At 68.8% G+C, this 15,275-nt stretch carries 14 protein-coding genes; 12 read left to right on the forward strand and 2 right to left on the reverse strand.

Features of this window, described 5'->3' with window-relative positions:
- Positions 1 to 44 precede the first annotated feature (44 nt).
- Positions 45 to 749, reverse strand: coding sequence for a thiamine phosphate synthase (thiE, locus tag A5789_RS08425; protein WP_030516618.1), 705 nt, complete (start codon positions 747 to 749; stop codon positions 45 to 47).
- Positions 750 to 896: 147 nt separating this feature from the next.
- On the opposite strand from thiE, the gene thiO reads away from it, so the two are divergent.
- The 6 genes from thiO (at position 897) to A5789_RS08455 (ending at position 6,258) form a co-directional block, all read left to right on the forward strand.
- Entirely contained in the window at positions 897 to 1,991 is a 1,095-nt protein-coding gene (gene thiO / locus A5789_RS08430; protein ID WP_063015264.1) for a glycine oxidase ThiO, read from the forward strand.
- The gene (thiS, locus tag A5789_RS08435; protein WP_063015251.1) at positions 1,988 to 2,224 is read left to right on the forward strand and encodes a sulfur carrier protein ThiS; all 237 of its coding nucleotides are present in this window, start codon (positions 1,988 to 1,990) and stop codon (positions 2,222 to 2,224) included. The genes thiO and thiS overlap by 4 nt, the downstream gene beginning before the upstream one ends.
- Before the next feature lies 1 nt (position 2,225).
- On the forward strand, positions 2,226 to 3,002 hold the full coding sequence (locus A5789_RS08440; RefSeq protein WP_063015250.1) for a thiazole synthase: 777 nt from the start codon (positions 2,226 to 2,228) through the stop codon (positions 3,000 to 3,002).
- Positions 3,003 to 3,135: 133 nt separating this feature from the next.
- On the forward strand, positions 3,136 to 4,101 hold the full coding sequence (locus tag A5789_RS08445) for an ABC transporter ATP-binding protein (protein WP_030516614.1): 966 nt from the start codon (positions 3,136 to 3,138) through the stop codon (positions 4,099 to 4,101).
- On the forward strand, positions 4,101 to 4,862 hold the full coding sequence (locus A5789_RS08450; RefSeq protein WP_030516613.1) for an ABC transporter permease: 762 nt from the start codon (positions 4,101 to 4,103) through the stop codon (positions 4,860 to 4,862). Before A5789_RS08445 ends, A5789_RS08450 begins: the two co-directional genes overlap by 1 nt.
- A gap of 631 nt (positions 4,863 to 5,493) precedes the next feature.
- Positions 5,494 to 6,258, forward strand: a complete 765-nt coding sequence (locus tag A5789_RS08455; RefSeq protein WP_036525326.1) for an adenylate/guanylate cyclase domain-containing protein — start codon at positions 5,494 to 5,496, stop codon at positions 6,256 to 6,258.
- Between the two features lie 12 nt (positions 6,259 to 6,270).
- Here A5789_RS08455 and A5789_RS37255 read toward each other — a convergent pair whose 3' ends face one another.
- Positions 6,271 to 6,423: a hypothetical protein gene (locus A5789_RS37255; RefSeq protein WP_167332006.1), complete on the reverse strand. Its 153-nt coding sequence runs from the start codon at positions 6,421 to 6,423 to the stop codon at positions 6,271 to 6,273.
- Between the two features lie 269 nt (positions 6,424 to 6,692).
- Between A5789_RS37255 and A5789_RS08465 the strand changes: the two genes are divergently transcribed.
- The 6 genes from A5789_RS08465 to A5789_RS08490 all read left to right on the forward strand — a co-directional run bounded on the left by A5789_RS08465 (position 6,693) and on the right by A5789_RS08490 (position 15,271).
- Positions 6,693 to 8,408, forward strand: a complete 1,716-nt coding sequence (locus A5789_RS08465) for an acyclic terpene utilization AtuA family protein (protein WP_064903787.1) — start codon at positions 6,693 to 6,695, stop codon at positions 8,406 to 8,408.
- Positions 8,360 to 9,556: an acyl-CoA dehydrogenase family protein gene (locus A5789_RS08470; RefSeq protein ID WP_064903785.1), complete on the forward strand. Its 1,197-nt coding sequence runs from the start codon at positions 8,360 to 8,362 to the stop codon at positions 9,554 to 9,556. The genes A5789_RS08465 and A5789_RS08470 overlap by 49 nt, the downstream gene beginning before the upstream one ends.
- Positions 9,557 to 9,615: 59 nt before the next feature.
- Positions 9,616 to 11,157 (forward strand): carboxyl transferase domain-containing protein, encoded by a 1,542-nt coding sequence (locus tag A5789_RS08475; protein ID WP_193615617.1) that lies wholly within the window; start codon positions 9,616 to 9,618, stop codon positions 11,155 to 11,157.
- 8 nt (positions 11,158 to 11,165) lie between these two features.
- Positions 11,166 to 13,187, forward strand: a complete 2,022-nt coding sequence (locus A5789_RS08480) for a biotin carboxylase N-terminal domain-containing protein (protein WP_064903782.1) — start codon at positions 11,166 to 11,168, stop codon at positions 13,185 to 13,187.
- A 23-nt stretch (positions 13,188 to 13,210) separates the two neighbouring features.
- Positions 13,211 to 14,371, forward strand: a complete 1,161-nt coding sequence (locus A5789_RS08485; protein ID WP_064903780.1) for an acyl-CoA dehydrogenase family protein — start codon at positions 13,211 to 13,213, stop codon at positions 14,369 to 14,371.
- 111 nt (positions 14,372 to 14,482) lie between these two features.
- Positions 14,483 to 15,271: an enoyl-CoA hydratase family protein gene (locus A5789_RS08490; RefSeq protein ID WP_064903798.1), complete on the forward strand. Its 789-nt coding sequence runs from the start codon at positions 14,483 to 14,485 to the stop codon at positions 15,269 to 15,271.
- Positions 15,272 to 15,275 lie beyond the last annotated feature (4 nt).

A 15,275-nucleotide genomic window follows, 5' to 3' on the forward strand; every position in this document is an offset into this window, starting at 1 on the left:
CCGTGTGTGAATAGCCGTGTCCTCCCCATGTGTACGGCTGTGGATCAGTTCGCCGCGTTCTCCAGCAGCCGCTGTTTGAGTTCGCGGGCGGCGGCCTGAGGATCGCGCGCCGCGGTGATGGCACGCACCACGACCACCCGGTCGGCGCCGGCCGCGAGCACCTCCGGCAGGCGGTCGCGATCGATACCGCCGATCGCGAACCACGGCCGGGTCGGATGCGACTCCGCGGTCGACCGCACCAGCTCGATACCCGCCGCGGTGCGGCCCGGTTTGGTCGGTGTGTTCCACACCGGCCCGGTGCAGAAGTAGTCGATGTGCTCGTCGACGACCGCGAGTCCGGCCTGATTGCGATTGTGGGTGGACCGGCCGATCACCACATCGGGCCCGACGATCCGGCGGGCGTACCAGGGCGGCAGGTCGCCCTGGCCCAGATGCAGCACGTCGGCGCCGGCGGCCAGCGCGATATCGGCGCGATCGTTGACGGCGACCAGCGCGCCGTGGCGGCGGGCGGCGGCCTTCAGTTCGGCCAGCGCACCGAGTTCGGCACCGGCCTCGAGCGGCCCGAACTTCGCCTCGCCGGCCGAACCCTTGTCACGCAGCTGGATGATGTCGACGCCGCCGGAGAGCGCCGCCTCGGCGAACGCGGCCAGATCACCGGTATCGCGCCGGGCGTCGGTGCACAGGTAGAGCCGGGCCGAGGCCAGGCGTTCGCGCGGTGCCATCGGGCGTTGCGGTTGGGACGGTTGCACGGCTTCGACCGTAGCCGCGCTACCGTGGAGAGGCGAAACAAGAGGGCATTCCCGCAGCGATGGCGGCCGCGCGGGAACGCCGATTTCCCGGTGTCGGCCGTGCACGGCGCGGTGCGTGCGAGTCCGGGACCCGAGCGAGGTGGAGTGATGCGAAGTCTGGCCGTCGTCGGTGGGGGTGTGATCGGTCTGGCGGTGGCCTGGCGGGCCGCCGAACAGGGCTGGTCGGTGACGATTCTCGATCCCGGCGTGGGGTCCGGCGCGTCCTGGGTCGCGGGCGGCATGCTTGCCCCGCTCTCGGAGGGCTGGCCCGGCGAGGACGATCTGCTCGAATTCGGTGCGGCCTCGCTGCGGCGGTGGCCGGAATTCGGCGCGCGGCTGCGTGAGGCCACCGGGGTCGACGTCTTCGTGGCCGGACAGACCCTCACCCTCGCGCTGGACGCGGCCGATGCCGCCGACCTGCGCACGATCGCCGACTTCTGCGGCACCCACGGATATCCGATGCGCGTGCTCGACCGGGCCGGGGTCCGCGCGACCGAGGCCGGTCTGTCGCGCACCGTCCGGGCCGGCCTGCTCGCGGTGGACGAACCGGCGGTGGACAACCGCCTGCTCCTCGACGCCCTCCGCCGGGGTTGCGCACAGGCCGGTGTGCACATCGAGCCCGTGTCGGTGGCGGCGGTGGACGAACTCGACCACGACCGGATCGTGCTGGCCGCGGGTTCGGCCAGCGCCCGGCTGTGGGATCTGCCGGTGCGGCCGGTCAAGGGCGAGATCCTGCGGCTGCGCCGGCGTCCGGGCACCCCGCCGCCGCCGTCCTCGGTGATCCGCGCGCGGGTGCACGGCCGGCCGGTCTATCTGGTCCCGCGCGCCGACGGCCTGGTGGTCGGCGCCACCCAGTACGAGGCCGGATTCGACACCACCGTGACCGTCGCGGGGGTCCGCGATCTGATCGCCGACGCGGAGTCCGTGTGGCCGGCCCTCGGCGAATACGAACTGGCGGAGGCCGCCGCGGGCGGACGTCCCGGTACGCCCGACAACCTGCCGCTGATCGGATGGCTCTCGGATCGGGTGATCGCTGCCACCGGCCACGGCCGCAACGGCATCCTCGGCGTACCGATCACCGTCGACGCGGTGGCGGCGCTGCTGGCCGGAGACGTCCTCGCCGAGGCGAAGGCCGCCGATCCGCACCGCTTCGCTGCCGCCGAAACCGCTACTCCCGCATCATCATCAGGAGGTAACCAGTGACCGCGCAACCGAGTTCCGCGTCCACATCGATCCCCATCGGCGTCACGGTGAACGGCACCGAACACGCCTTCGCGGAGCCGCTCACCGTCCGGGAACTGCTCGAGCGGCTCGAACTGCCGTGCCGCGGCGTCGCCCTGGCGGTCGACGGTGCGCTGTTCCCGAAGTCGCGGTGGGACGAGCCGGTCGGCCGCGGCTGGGAGATCGAGGTCCTGACGGCGGTGCAGGGTGGCTGACATGTCGGGTACCGAACCGCTACCGGCCGAGCCACTGCGGATCGCGGATCGGGAATTCGGCTCCCGGCTGATCATGGGAACCGGCGGTGCGGAGAATCTGGCGGTGCTCGAGGAGGCGCTGGTTGCCTCCGGCACCGAATTGACCACGGTCGCCATGCGCCGCATCGACGCCGCGGGCGGAACGGGCGTGCTCGACCTGCTCAAACGCCTCGACATCGCCCCGCTGCCCAATACCGCCGGCTGCCGTACCGCGGCCGAGGCGGTGCTCACCGCACAGCTGGCGCGCGAGGCGCTGGAGACCCACTGGGTGAAACTCGAGGTCATCGCCGACGAACGCACGCTGCTGCCCGACGCCATCGAATTGGTCTCGGCCGCAGAGCAATTGGTCGACGACGGCTTCGTGGTGCTGCCCTACACCACCGACGATCCGGTGCTCGCGCGACGACTGGAGGATGCCGGCTGCGCCGCGGTCATGCCGCTCGGTTCGCCGATCGGCACCGGCCTCGGTATCGGCAATCCGCACAATATCGAGATGATCGTCGAGGCCGCCGGGGTTCCGGTCGTGCTCGACGCGGGAATCGGCACGGCGAGTGACGCGGCGCTGGCGATGGAACTCGGCTGTTCGGCGGTGTTGCTCGCGACCGCCGTCACCCGGGCCCGGCATCCGGCTCGGATGGCGAGGGCGATGGCCGCCGCGGTGCAGGCCGGTCATCTGGCGCGCCACGCCGGGCGTATCCCCAAGCGGTTCTGGGCCCAGGCGTCCTCACCCGCGGTGTGACCACGGGGATGTCCCCAGGTCGCGGCTGGGTGAGCCCACCGGGACCCTAGGGGTACCCCTCATCCTCGAGGATGACCGGACTCGCGACCTGTGAGCGATGGTCGCGTGCCGTTTTCTCGGGAAGACTGTGCCCATGATCGAATGCAGAGGTCTTACCAAGCGCTTCGGTGCGACCGTTGCCGTCGAGAACCTGTCGTTCACCGTCACCCCCGGCAAGGTGACCGGGTTCCTCGGCCCGAACGGCGCCGGTAAGTCGACCACCATGCGGATGATCCTCGGCCTGGATCAGCCCACCGCCGGGACGGCGTTCATCCAGGGCAAGCGCTACCGCGAGCTGGATCATCCGTTGCGCACGGTCGGTGCCCTGCTGGATGCCAAGTGGGTCCATCCGAACCGGTCGGCTCGCTCGCATCTGCGCTGGATGGCCGCCACCAACGACATTCCGGCCGGCCGGGTCGAAGAGGTGCTGCGGCTGGTGGGCCTGACCGAGGTCGCCAACAAGAAGGCCGGTGGCTTCTCGCTCGGCATGTCGCAGCGGCTCGGCCTGGCCGGGGCGCTGCTCGGCGATCCGCCGGTACTGCTGTTCGACGAACCGGTCAACGGCTTGGACCCCGAGGGCATTCTGTGGATTCGGCGGTTCATGCAGCGGCTGGCCGCCGAGGGGCGCACCGTGCTGGTGTCGAGCCATCTGCTGTCGGAAATGGCACAGACCGCCGACCATCTGGTCGTTATCGGGCGCGGCAGGCTGATCGCCGACACCGACACCAAGGATTTCATCGCGAAGTCGTCGGAATCGACCGTGCGGGTGCGCAGTCCGCAGCTGGACGAGCTGCGCAGCCTGCTCACCTCGAACGGGATGACCGTGCGCGAGGACGGCAGTGCGGCCGACCGGGAAGGGGCGATCGACACCGCCCCCGCCCTGGTGGTGGTCGGGGAAACCAGCGACGCCATCGGCAAATTGGCGGGCGCGAACAGCATCACCCTGTATGAGCTTGCGCCGCAACAGGCTTCGCTCGAGGAGGCGTTCATGCGAATGACCGGAGGTGCGGTGCAGTACCACGGTGAGGGCATCGAGCAGGCGATGGGAGGTGCGCTCTGATGGGTGTCGTCACCGCGGAGCGGATCAAACTCACCTCGACCCGGTCGCCGTGGTGGTGTTCGGCGATCGTCGTGGCGCTGGGCCTGGGCATGGCCGCTCTGTTCGCGGCCGTATCGCGGGCGAGTATGGGCCACGAGAACGAAACCACGCTGACCACCGCCGGCGCTACGGTCGGTGTCTCCGGATTCGGCGTCATGGTCCTGATGATCATGGCCGCCCTCACCGTGACCAGTGAATACCGTTTCGGCATCATCCGGACCACGTTCCAGGCGACCCCGAACCGATCGCTGGTCCTCACCACCAAGGCCCTGCTGACCGGCGCCTACGCGGCGGTGCTGACCTTCGTGCTGGGCCTGCTGGCCTATCTCATCGCGAAACCGCTGGCCGGCGATGCGGGGCGGCAGATGAGTCTGAGCTCGGACGCCGATTGGCGCGCGCTCTACGGACTGGCGATCTATGCCTTCCTGGCGGTGGTCCTGTCGGTCGGCATCGGCGCGCTGGTGCGGCAGTCGGCCGCGGCGATCTCGCTGATCGTGTTGTGGCCCTTGCTGATCGAGACGCTGCTGGGTAGTTTCGGCAGCTTCGGCCGCACCGTGCAGCCGTTCCTGCCCTTCGCCAACATCAACCGGTTCCTCGGCGAGGACACCTCCTCCGCGGCGCACTGGCACTGGGGGCCGTGGGGCGGACTGGTCTACTTCGTCGTCTTCGTGCTGGTCGTCTTCGGTGCCGCGCTGATCGTGGTCGATCGCCGCGACGCCTGATCCACAACCTCATACCTGCCCGCTCCCGGGCGTTCACCCTCGCGAAGCCCGGGAACGGGAGGGCGGTCCTGTCGGGGGACTGCTATCCCGGTCACAGCCGCCACTGCCCGGCGAATGTGACGATCACCGGCCCGATGTGCAGCCGTTTCGCGCTGTGCATCGGGCCGGTGTGCTGTGTGCAAAGCCTTCGTTAAACAGCGCCGCCGGACCTTCCGTGTGGAAGAGCCGATGGGTAACATCGGCCGGGCAACCAGCACGTTATCCATCGGCGGACCCAGCGCTGTGCCCGCTCCGTCCGATAGAGAGGTGGCAGGTGGCGATCATTGGCTACGCTCGGGATGTGAGCGAAAGACCTTCCGGCGACGGCGAAAACGCGTCCCGCGCAGTCCGTCCCGGAGATGCGCGAAACCGCACGGATGGTTCGCGTCGCAACGGCACCGCCGGTCGGCGGGGCAAAAGGGGGCTGGGTTCCGATGGCGACACTGTGCTGCCGGTCGACGCGCCCGAGGCCGGTGTCGAATTCGACGACGACTCGGATGTCGAGATCGTGATTCCGCTCACACCGGCCGACGAGGCGGAATCTCGGCTGCGGTCGTTCGGCCGGCGTCGAACCGGTCAGCTGTCCTCGTTGATGGCCGCGGCCAATCAGCGGGCCGACGTCATCGGCGTGATTCGCAAGGCGCGTGAGAGCCTGCCCGGCGATCCCGCATTCGGCGACCCGCTGTCGCTGTCCGGCCCCGGCGGCGCGCGGGCGGTGGCTCGCGCGGCCGACAAGATCGTGGGTGACAATCCCAGCGCGGCCAAGGAGCTGGGTCTGGGCGCGCTGCAGGTCTGGCAGGCGATGCTGGAGCGTGTCGGCCGCGGTAAGGGCAATGCGGAGATCACGGTGGTCTTCACCGACCTCGTGGCGTTCTCCCGTTGGTCGCTGTCGGCCGGTGACGAGGCGACGCTGGAGCTGTTGCGGCGGGTGGCGAGGGCCATCGAACCGCCGATCGTCGATCGGGGCGGTCAGGTCGTCAAGCGCATGGGCGACGGGGTGATGGCGGTCTTCGCCTCCCCCGACAGTGCCGTGCGGGCGGTGCTGACCGCGAAGAAGAATCTGGATCGGGTCGAGGTGGCGGGATATCGGCCGCGCATGCGGGCGGGCCTGCACACCGGGACGCCGCGCGAGATCGGCGGCGACTGGCTGGGCGTGGACGTCACCATCGCCGCGCGAGTGATGGAAGCCGGCGGCAACGGAAACACGATGATCTCGGAGACCACGCTCGAAGCGCTGGAGCCGAGCACACTCGAGGAACTCGAGGTCGCGGCCAAGCCCTATCGGCGCAGCATGTTCGCCGCACCGCTCAACGGCGTTCCGGAGGGGATGCGCATCTTCCGGCTCGCCGGAGACTAGACGCCGGACGGTCTACCACCAGGTGACCACGCCGACGACCGCGAGGACCGCGCAGACGCCCAGCATCACCGACAGCACCCGAGAGTTCTTCCACATGGTGAAGGCGCCGCCGACCAGGAATCCGGCCACGGCCAGCAGGAGTACGACGATCACGGAATTGGACACCCTGCCATCTTGCCCGGCGGCTCGCGGACCTCGGACACCGGCCGGTTCCGCCGGTTCGCGGTAGCCGCCGGGCGAGCCGGCGGTCCGGTTCGCGGTGTACCCGATCGGGCCACGTTCGGACCGGTCGCGCGGCGCCGCACCGTGTTTACCTGCGGTTTCCGCAATTAACAAGCACGCAGGCTTGATTTTTTCCATACCCGATGTGACCCTTGAACCCGACGCAGCGAAGGCGCTGCGGCAGGCACGTCGCATGAGGAGGCGCCGCGCAGATGACGAGTCTCGGCGCCGACCCGGAGGTCCTCCGGATCGGCAACTGTTCCGGCTTCTACGGCGACCGGTTGAGCGCGATGCGCGAGATGCTCGAGGGTGGGCAACTCGACGTGCTCACCGGTGACTATCTCGCCGAACTGACCATGCTGATCCTCGGCCGCGACCGGATGAAGGATCCGGCACTCGGCTATGCCAAGACCTTCGTGCGGCAACTCGAGGACTGCATGGGCCTGGCTCTCGAACGCGGCGTGCGCATCGTCGCGAACGCGGGCGGACTCAATCCGGCCGGATCGGCGCAGCGGGTCGCCGAGGTGGCCGGCAAGCTCGGCCTCACCCCGAAGATCGCCTACGTCGAAGGTGACGACTTGTTGCCGCGCGCCCAGGAACTGGGCTTGGGCGCACCGCTCACCGCCAACGCCTACCTCGGCGCGTGGGGTATCGCCGAGGCGCTGAACGCCGGGGCCGATATCGTCGTCACCGGCCGGGTCACCGACGCCTCCGTGGTCGTCGGACCGGCGGCCGCCCACTTCGGCTGGGCCCGAGATGATTTCGACGCCCTCGCCGGTGCGGTGGTCGCCGGACACGTCATCGAATGCGGCACCCAGGCCACCGGCGGCAACTTCGCGTTCTTCACCGAGATCGAGAATCTCGACCGGCCCGGCTTCCCGATCGCCGAGGTACGCCGCGACGGCAGCAGCGTCATCACCAAACACGCGAACACCGGTGGCGCGGTCACCGTCGACACCGTCGAAGCGCAGCTGATGTACGAGATCCAGAGCGCGCGCTACGCCGGACCCGACGTCACCGCCCGCCTCGACAGCATCCGGCTCGCCGCCGACGGTGACGACCGCGTGCTGATCGGCGGCGTGACCGGTGAGGCGCCGCCGCCGCGGCTGAAGGTCTCGCTGAACACCCTGGGCGGCTTCCGCAACGAGATGACCTTCGTGCTGACCGGACTCGATATCGAGGCCAAAGCCGCACTGGCGCAACGGCAGTTGGAAAGCTGGCTGCCGGTGCGTCCGGCCGAACTCGACTGGTCGCTGGCGCGGCTGGACCGTCCCGACGCCGAGACCGAGGAACAGGCCAGCGCGCTGCTGCGCTGCGTGGTCCGCGATCCCGACCCGAACAAGGTGGGACGCGCGTTCTCCAGCGTCGCAGTCGAATTGGCACTGGCCAGCTATCCCGGCTTCACGATGACCACACCGCCCGGAAACGGTGCGCCCTACGGCGTCTACACCGCGGGCTATGTCGACGCGGGCGAGGTCGCGCACACCGCGGTCCTTCCCGACGGCTCGCGCGTGGCAATCGCCCCGCCCGCGCAGACCCGGGAACTGGACGAGGTGGCCGAACCCGAGCTGCCGCAGCCCCTGCCGCCCGGTGAAACCCGCCGGGTCCCACTGGGTTCCATCGCTCTCGCCCGCAGCGGTGACAAGGGCGGAAACGCCAATATCGGGGTCTGGGTACGCACCGACGACCAGTGGCGCTGGCTGGTGCACACCCTCACCGTCGACACACTGCGGGCGCTGCTGCCGGAGACCGCGAAGCTCACCGTCACCCGGCACGTCCTGCCGAATCTGCGAGCGGTGAACTTCATCGTCGAGGACCTGCTCGGCCTCGGCGTCGCCTACCAGGCCCGATTCGATCCGCAAGCCAAGGGCCTCGGCGAATGGCTGCGGTCCCGCCACCTCGACATACCTGTGGAGTTACTACCGTGACCAGTGTCTGGGAGACGCCCGAGCGGCGTGAATTACGCGCTACCGTACGAGGTTTCGCCGAGCGCGAGGTGCTGCCCTTCCTGGACGAGTGGGAGCGGGCCGGCGAGATCCCCCGCGAACTGCACAAGAAGGCGGGCGCGCTCGGACTGCTCGGGATCCAGTTTCCGGAGGCGGTCGGCGGCGCGGGCGGCGACGGCATCGACGCCGCGATCGTGGCCGAGGAGATGCACTACGCCGGCTGCTCGGGCGGACTGTTCGCGTCCCTGTTCACCTGCGGTATCGCGGTGCCGCACATGGCCGCGTCCGGCAACGCCGAACTGATCGGACGCTGGGTGAAGCCCACCCTGGCGGGGGAGAAGATCGGCTCACTGGCCATCACCGAACCCGGTGGCGGTTCCGACGTCGGCCACCTCACCACCAGCGCGGTGCGCGACGGCGACGAGTACGTGGTCAACGGGTCGAAGACCTTCATCACCTCCGGCGTGCGCGCCGACTACGTCGTGACGGCCGTGCGCACGGGCGGGCCCGGCGCCTCCGGTGTCTCGCTGCTGCTGGTGGAGAAGGACCGGCCCGGCTTCACCGTCAGCCGCAAACTGGAGAAGATGGGCTGGCTGGCCTCCGATACCGCCGAACTGTCCTATGTCGACGTGCGCGTGCCGGTGTCGAATCTGGTGGGCGCGGAGAACTCCGGATTCGCCCAGATCGCACAGGCTTTCGTCAGCGAGCGGGTGGGGCTGGCGGTGCAGGCCTATGGGCATGCGCAGCGCTGCCTGGATCTGACCCTGCAGTGGTGCCGCGACCGCGAGACCTTCGGCCGCCCGCTCATCAGCCGGCAGGCCGTGCAGAACACGCTGTCGGAGATGGCGCGCCGCATCGAGGTCGCCCGCGTCTACACCCGGCATGTGGCCGAACGCGCGGCGGACGGGGAAACCGATCTGATCGCCGAGGTGTGCTTCGCCAAGAACACCGCGGTGGAGACCGCGGAATGGGTTGCCCACCAAGCGGTTCAGTTGTTCGGCGGCCTGGGATACATGCGCGAATCCGAGGTGGAGCGCCACTACCGCGATGTGCGCATCCTCGGCATCGGCGGCGGCACCAACGAAATCCTGACCAGCCTCGCGGCCAAGCGATTGGGGTACCAATCTTGAGCACTCTCCGTACAGCCATCGACCCGAATTCGGCGGACTACCGCGCCGCCGCCGACGCCATGACCGAGAAATTGGCCGAGGTCGAAGCCGAATACGCCAAGAACATCGCGGGCGGTGGCCCGGACAAGATGGCGCGCCACCGCAAGCGCGGCAAGCTCACCGCGCGCGAGCGCATCGAACTGCTCATCGACGAGGATTCGCCGTTCCTGGAACTGGCGCCGCTGGCCGCCTGGGGCAGCGAATTCCACGTGGGCGCCTCGGTGATCGCCGGAATCGGCATCGTGGAGGGCGTCGAATGCATGATCGTGGCCCCGGATCCGACCGTGCGCGGCGGCACGTCGAATCCGTGGACGCTGCGGAAGAACCTGCGCATGAACGACATCGCGCTGGAGAACCGGCTTCCGGTGATCGGCCTGGTGGAATCCGGCGGCGCCGATCTGCCGACGCAGAAAGAGGTTTTCGTTCCGGGCGGTCGCATGTTCCGCGACCTCACCCGGCTCTCCGCAGCCGGAATCCCCACCATCGCACTGGTTTTCGGCAACTCCACCGCCGGCGGCGCCTACATTCCCGGCATGTCCGACTACACCGTCATGATCAAGGAACGCTCCAAGGTGTTCCTCGGCGGTCCACCGCTGGTCAAGATGGCGACCGGTGAGGAGTCCGACGACGAATCGCTCGGCGGAGCCGAGATGCACGCCCGCACCTCGGGTCTGGCCGACTATCTCGCCGCCGACGAACAGGACGCCATCCGGATCGGCCGTTCCATCGTGCGACGGCTGAACTGGCGCAAGACCGGACCCGCCCCGCGCCCGCGCGCCGAGGTGATCGAACCGCTCTACGATTCCGAGGAACTGCTCGGCATCGTGCCCACCGACCTGAAGATTCCGTTCGACCCGCGCGAGGTCATCGCCCGGGTGGTGGACGGATCCGATTTCGACGAGTTCAAACCGCTCTACGGTTCCAGCCTGGTGACCGGCTGGGCGGAGCTGCACGGCTATCCGGTCGGCATTCTCGCCAACGCCCGCGGCGTGCTGTTCTCCGAGGAGGCGCAGAAGGCCGCGCAGTTCATCCAGCTGGCGAATCAGTCGAACACCCCACTGCTGTTCCTGCACAACACCACCGGCTACATGGTGGGTAAGGAATACGAGCAGAGGGGCATCATCAAACACGGCGCGATGATGATCAACGCCGTCTCCAATTCGAAGGTGCCGCATATCTCGCTGCTGATGGGCGCCTCCTACGGTGCCGGGCACTACGGCATGTGCGGGCGCGCCTACGATCCGCGCTTCGTCTTCGCCTGGCCCAGTGCGAAATCCGCCGTCATGGGCGGTGCGCAGCTGGCGGGCGTGATCTCCATCGTGGGCCGGGCCGCCGCCGAAGCACGCGGCCAGGCATTCGACGAGGAGGCCGACAAGGGCATGCGCGCGATGATCGAGGCCCAGATCGAGGCCGAATCGCTGCCGATGTTCATGTCGGGCCGGCTCTACGACGACGGTGTCATCGACCCCCGCGACACCCGCACGGTATTGGGAATGGCGTTGTCGGCCATCCACAATGCCCCGATCAAGGGCGCCGAGGGCTTCGGTGTCTTCCGGATGTGAGGTCTGAGATGACAGTAGGGCCGATCACGAACGTCCTGGTCGCCAACCGCGGGGAGATCGCCCGTCGGGTGTTCGCGACCTGCCGGCGCATGGGCGTCGCCACGACCGCGGTGTATTCCGACGCGGATGCGAACGCACCGCATGTGGCCGAGGCCGATGCGGCGATCCGGCTGCCCGGCAACACCCCCGCCGAGACCTATCTGCGCGGCGATCTGATCATCGAGGCCGCCCGTGCCGCGGGCGCCGACGCGATCCATCCCGGCTACGGCTTCCTCTCCGAGAACGCGGATTTCGCGCGGCAGGTGATCGATGCGGGCCTGGCATGGGTGGGGCCGCCGGTCGCGGCCATCGAGCAGATGGGTTCGAAGGTCGAATCCAAGAAGATGATGGATGCCGCGGGCGTTCCGGTGCTGGCCGAACTCGATCCGGCCGAGGTCACCGCGGACATGCTGCCCGTGCTGATCAAGGCGTCGGCCGGAGGTGGCGGGCGCGGTATGCGTGTGGTCCGCTCGCTGGCGGACCTGCCGGAACAGCTCGAGACCGCCCGGCGCGAGGCCGAATCGGCCTTCGGCGATCCGACGGTGTTCTGCGAGCGCTACCTGGAAACCGGCCGCCATATCGAGGTGCAGGTGATGGCTGATACCCACGGCCGGGTCTGGGCGGTGGGCGAGCGCGAATGTTCCATTCAGCGGCGGCATCAGAAGGTCGTCGAGGAAGCGCCGTCGCCGCTGGTGGAGCGGGTCGAGGGGATGCGGGAGCGGCTGTTCGAGGCGGCTCGCCTCGCCGCCGAGGCGATCGGCTACGAGGGTGCGGGCACGGCCGAATTCCTCGCCGACGAGCAGGGCGATTTCTTCTTCCTGGAGATGAACACCCGCCTGCAGGTGGAACATCCGGTCACCGAATGCACCACCGGCCTGGATCTGGTCCGGCTGCAGCTGCAGGTGGCGCAGGGCTACCGGCTGCCGCAGGAGCCGCCGCCCCTGCGCGGCCACTCCATCGAGGTGCGGCTGTACGCGGAGGATCCGGCGCACGACTGGCAGCCGCAGAGCGGTGCGGTGTATCGCATCGAATTCGCGCCGGGCACAGCCGAATTCGCCGTGCTGACCGAGCCGGGTCTGCGGCTGGACTCCGGTGTGGTGGACGGTTCGGCGGTCGGGGTGTTCTACGACCCGATGCTGGCCAAGGTCATCTCCTATGCCGACACCCGCGAGGAAGCCGCGCATCTGCTGGCGGCCGCGTTGCAGCGGGCCCGCATTCACGGTCTGGTCACCAACCGCGACCTGCTGGTCCGGGTACTGCGGCATCCGGCCTTCCTCGCCGGTGATACCGATACCGCGTTCTTCGCCACGCACGGACTGGAAAATCTCGCCGCGCCGCTGGTTTCGGCGGACGACGAGGCGCTGTCCATCGTCGCGGCGGCGCTGGCGGACGCGGCCGCCAACCGGGCGCGAGCGCGCGTCGGCGCGGCGCTGCCGAGCGGATGGCGCAATCTGCCCTCGCAGGCGCAGAGCAAGTCCTACGAGAGCCGGGTGTCGGGGACACACGAGGTGCGCTACCGCCTGACCCGCTCCGGGCTCGAGGTCGAGGGCCATGCGGGACTCGAACTGATCGAGGCCACACCGGATGTGGTGGTCCTGGGTGTGCCCGGCGAGCGTGGCTCGGTGCGGCGGCGGTTCGAGGTCGCTCGCTACGGCGACCTGGTGGCCGTCGATTCGCCGCTCGGCCCGGTCGCGGTGCGCCGGCTCCCGCGCTTCTCGGACCCGGCCGACCAGGTCGCCGAGGGGTCGTTGCTTGCGCCGATGCCGGGTTCGGTGATCCGGCTGGGTGCCGAGGTCGGCGCCGCCGTCGAGAAGGGACAGCCGATTCTCTGGCTCGAGGCCATGAAGATGGAACACACCATCGCCGCCCCGGCGGCCGGTGTGCTCACCGAACTGAATGTGGTTGCCGGACAACAGGTCGACGTCGGCGCCGTGCTGGCGGTCGTCCACGCCGAAACCACCTCCGCACCGGCCGAAGTCACCGCCGGATAGCCGCCCACAACAGGAGAATTTCCATGAGTTTCATCGAATCCGACGAACAGAAGCAGTTGCGGGCGGCCGTCGCCAAGCTCGCCGCGAAGTACAACTACCGCGACTACGTCTCCGCGAAGGCGCGCCGCAACGAACCACTGGACGAATTGTGGGACGAGGCCGGCAAACTCGGCTTCCTCGGCGTGAACCTGCCGGAGGAGTACGGCGGCGGTGGCGCCGGAATCTACGAGCTGGCGCTGGTGATGGAGGAACTGGCCGCCCAGGGCGCCGGCCTGCTGCTGATGGTGGTCTCGCCCGCGATCTGCGGCACCATCATCACCAAGTACGGCACCGAGGAGCAGAAGCAGTACTGGCTGACCAAGCTGGCCGACGGCTCGTCGAAGATGGTGTTCGGCATCACCGAACCCGATGCCGGCTCCAACTCGCACAACATCACCACCACCGCGCGGCGCGACGGCGGTGACTGGATCCTGAACGGCCGCAAGATCTTCATCTCCGGTGTGGATCAGGCCGAGGCGGTGCTGATCGTCTCGCGCACCGAGGATTCCAAGACCGGCAAGTTGAAGCCGGCCCTGTTCATCGTCCCGACCGATACTCCCGGCTTCCAGAAGAACCGCCAGGAGATGGACATCATCGAGCCGGACAACCAGTTCACGCTGTTCCTCGACGATGTGCGGCTGCCCGGCAGCGCGCTGGTGGGCCAGGAGGACGCCGCCATCGCGCAGCTGTTCGCCGGTCTGAATCCCGAGCGCATCATGGGTGCGGCGATGGCGGTCGGCATGGGCCGCTACGCCATCGACCGAGCCGTCGAATACGCCCGGGAGCGGCAGGTCTGGAAGACGCCGATCGCGGCGCACCAGGGCATTTCGCATCCGCTGGCCCAAGTGAAGATCGAACTCGAACTGGCCAAGCTGATGATGCAGAAGGCCGCGGTCCTCTACGATTCCGGCGACGACTTCGGTGCCGCGGAGGCTGCCAACATGGCGAAATACGCCGCGGCGGAGGCGAGTATCAAGGCCCTGGATCAGTCCATCCAGACGCACGGTGGTTCGGGCCTGACCGCGGATATCGGTCTCGCGGGCATGCTCGGCGCGGCCCGGATCGCGCGGGTGGCACCGGTGAGCCGGGAAATGATCCTGAACTTCGTCTCCCAGCATTCGCTGGGTCTGCCGAAGTCGTACTGAGCGGTGACCCGGCCGGGCCGCCCCTGCGCGGCCCGGCCGAGCACACCCACCCGAACCGGACGAGGAGGAATGCACGTGAGCGAAACCCCCGGCACCGAAACCGGCACCGAGATCACCGAAACGGGCGGCACCGAAACGCCTTTCGTGCGATACGAGGTGCGCGACGGCTTCGCGGTGCTCACGCTGGATTCACCGCACAATCGGAATGCGTTGTCCTCGAAGCTGGTTCGGGAGCTGCTCGACGGACTGCGCAAGGCCGGCGCCGACGAGCAGGCCCGCGGGGTGATCCTCACCCACACCGGTAATACGTTCTGCGCCGGCGCGGATCTCAAGGAGGCGCTCGACGCCGATCCGGCCGCGGCCGCCGATATCCGCACCGGATGGATGATCGACGTGCTGCGCGGCATCGTCGAACTGCACAAACCGGTGGTCGCGCAGGTCGACGGCAATGTGCGTGCGGGTGGGATGGGCATCGTCGGCGCCTGCGATATCGCCGTCGCCGGACCGTCGAGCAGTTTCGCGCTCACCGAGGCGCGGCTGGGCCTGGCGCCGTTCATGATCTCGCTCACACTGCTGCCGCGGCTGACCTCCCGGGCCGCCGCCCGCTACTACCAGACCGGAGAGACCTTCGACGCGGCCGAGGCCGAGCGGATCGGATTGATCACCGTCGCGGCCGCCGATGCCGCTGCCGAGGTGGCCCGCCTGTGCGGCGAACTGCGCAAGGGGTCCCCGCAGGGGTTGGCCGAAAGTAAGCGGCTGGTGAATGCGTCCATCGTCGCGGAATTCGATCGCACCGCCGATGAGCTGGCCAAACGTTCCGGCAGTTTCTTCGGCACACCCGAGGTGATCGAGGGGATGACGGCCTTCTTCCAGCGTCGCCCACCCAGCTGGGCAGAATGAACCG

It is taken from the genome of Nocardia sp. 852002-51101_SCH5132738, assembly GCF_001665695.1.
GTDB lineage: Bacteria > Actinomycetota > Actinomycetes > Mycobacteriales > Mycobacteriaceae > Nocardia > Nocardia nova.

Bases quoted from the DNA above. Each gene is read 5' to 3' on its own strand.
- A5789_RS08465 (WP_064903787.1), top strand. From the start codon at position 6,693: ATGACGAGTCTCGGCGCCGACCCGGAGGTCCTCCGGATCGGCAACTGT.
- A5789_RS08445 (WP_030516614.1), top strand. From the start codon at position 3,136: ATGATCGAATGCAGAGGTCTTACCAAGCGCTTCGGTGCGACCGTTGCC.
- A5789_RS08455 (WP_036525326.1), top strand. From the start codon at position 5,494: ATGGCCGCGGCCAATCAGCGGGCCGACGTCATCGGCGTGATTCGCAAG.
- A5789_RS08475 (WP_193615617.1), top strand. From the start codon at position 9,616: ATGACCGAGAAATTGGCCGAGGTCGAAGCCGAATACGCCAAGAACATC.
- A5789_RS08450 (WP_030516613.1), top strand. From the start codon at position 4,101: ATGGGTGTCGTCACCGCGGAGCGGATCAAACTCACCTCGACCCGGTCG.
- A5789_RS08485 (WP_064903780.1), top strand. From the start codon at position 13,211: ATGAGTTTCATCGAATCCGACGAACAGAAGCAGTTGCGGGCGGCCGTC.
- A5789_RS08470 (WP_064903785.1), top strand. From the start codon at position 8,360: ATGGCTGCGGTCCCGCCACCTCGACATACCTGTGGAGTTACTACCGTG.
- A5789_RS08480 (WP_064903782.1), top strand. From the start codon at position 11,166: ATGACAGTAGGGCCGATCACGAACGTCCTGGTCGCCAACCGCGGGGAG.
- A5789_RS08440 (WP_063015250.1), top strand. From the start codon at position 2,226: ATGTCGGGTACCGAACCGCTACCGGCCGAGCCACTGCGGATCGCGGAT.
- thiO (WP_063015264.1), top strand. From the start codon at position 897: ATGCGAAGTCTGGCCGTCGTCGGTGGGGGTGTGATCGGTCTGGCGGTG.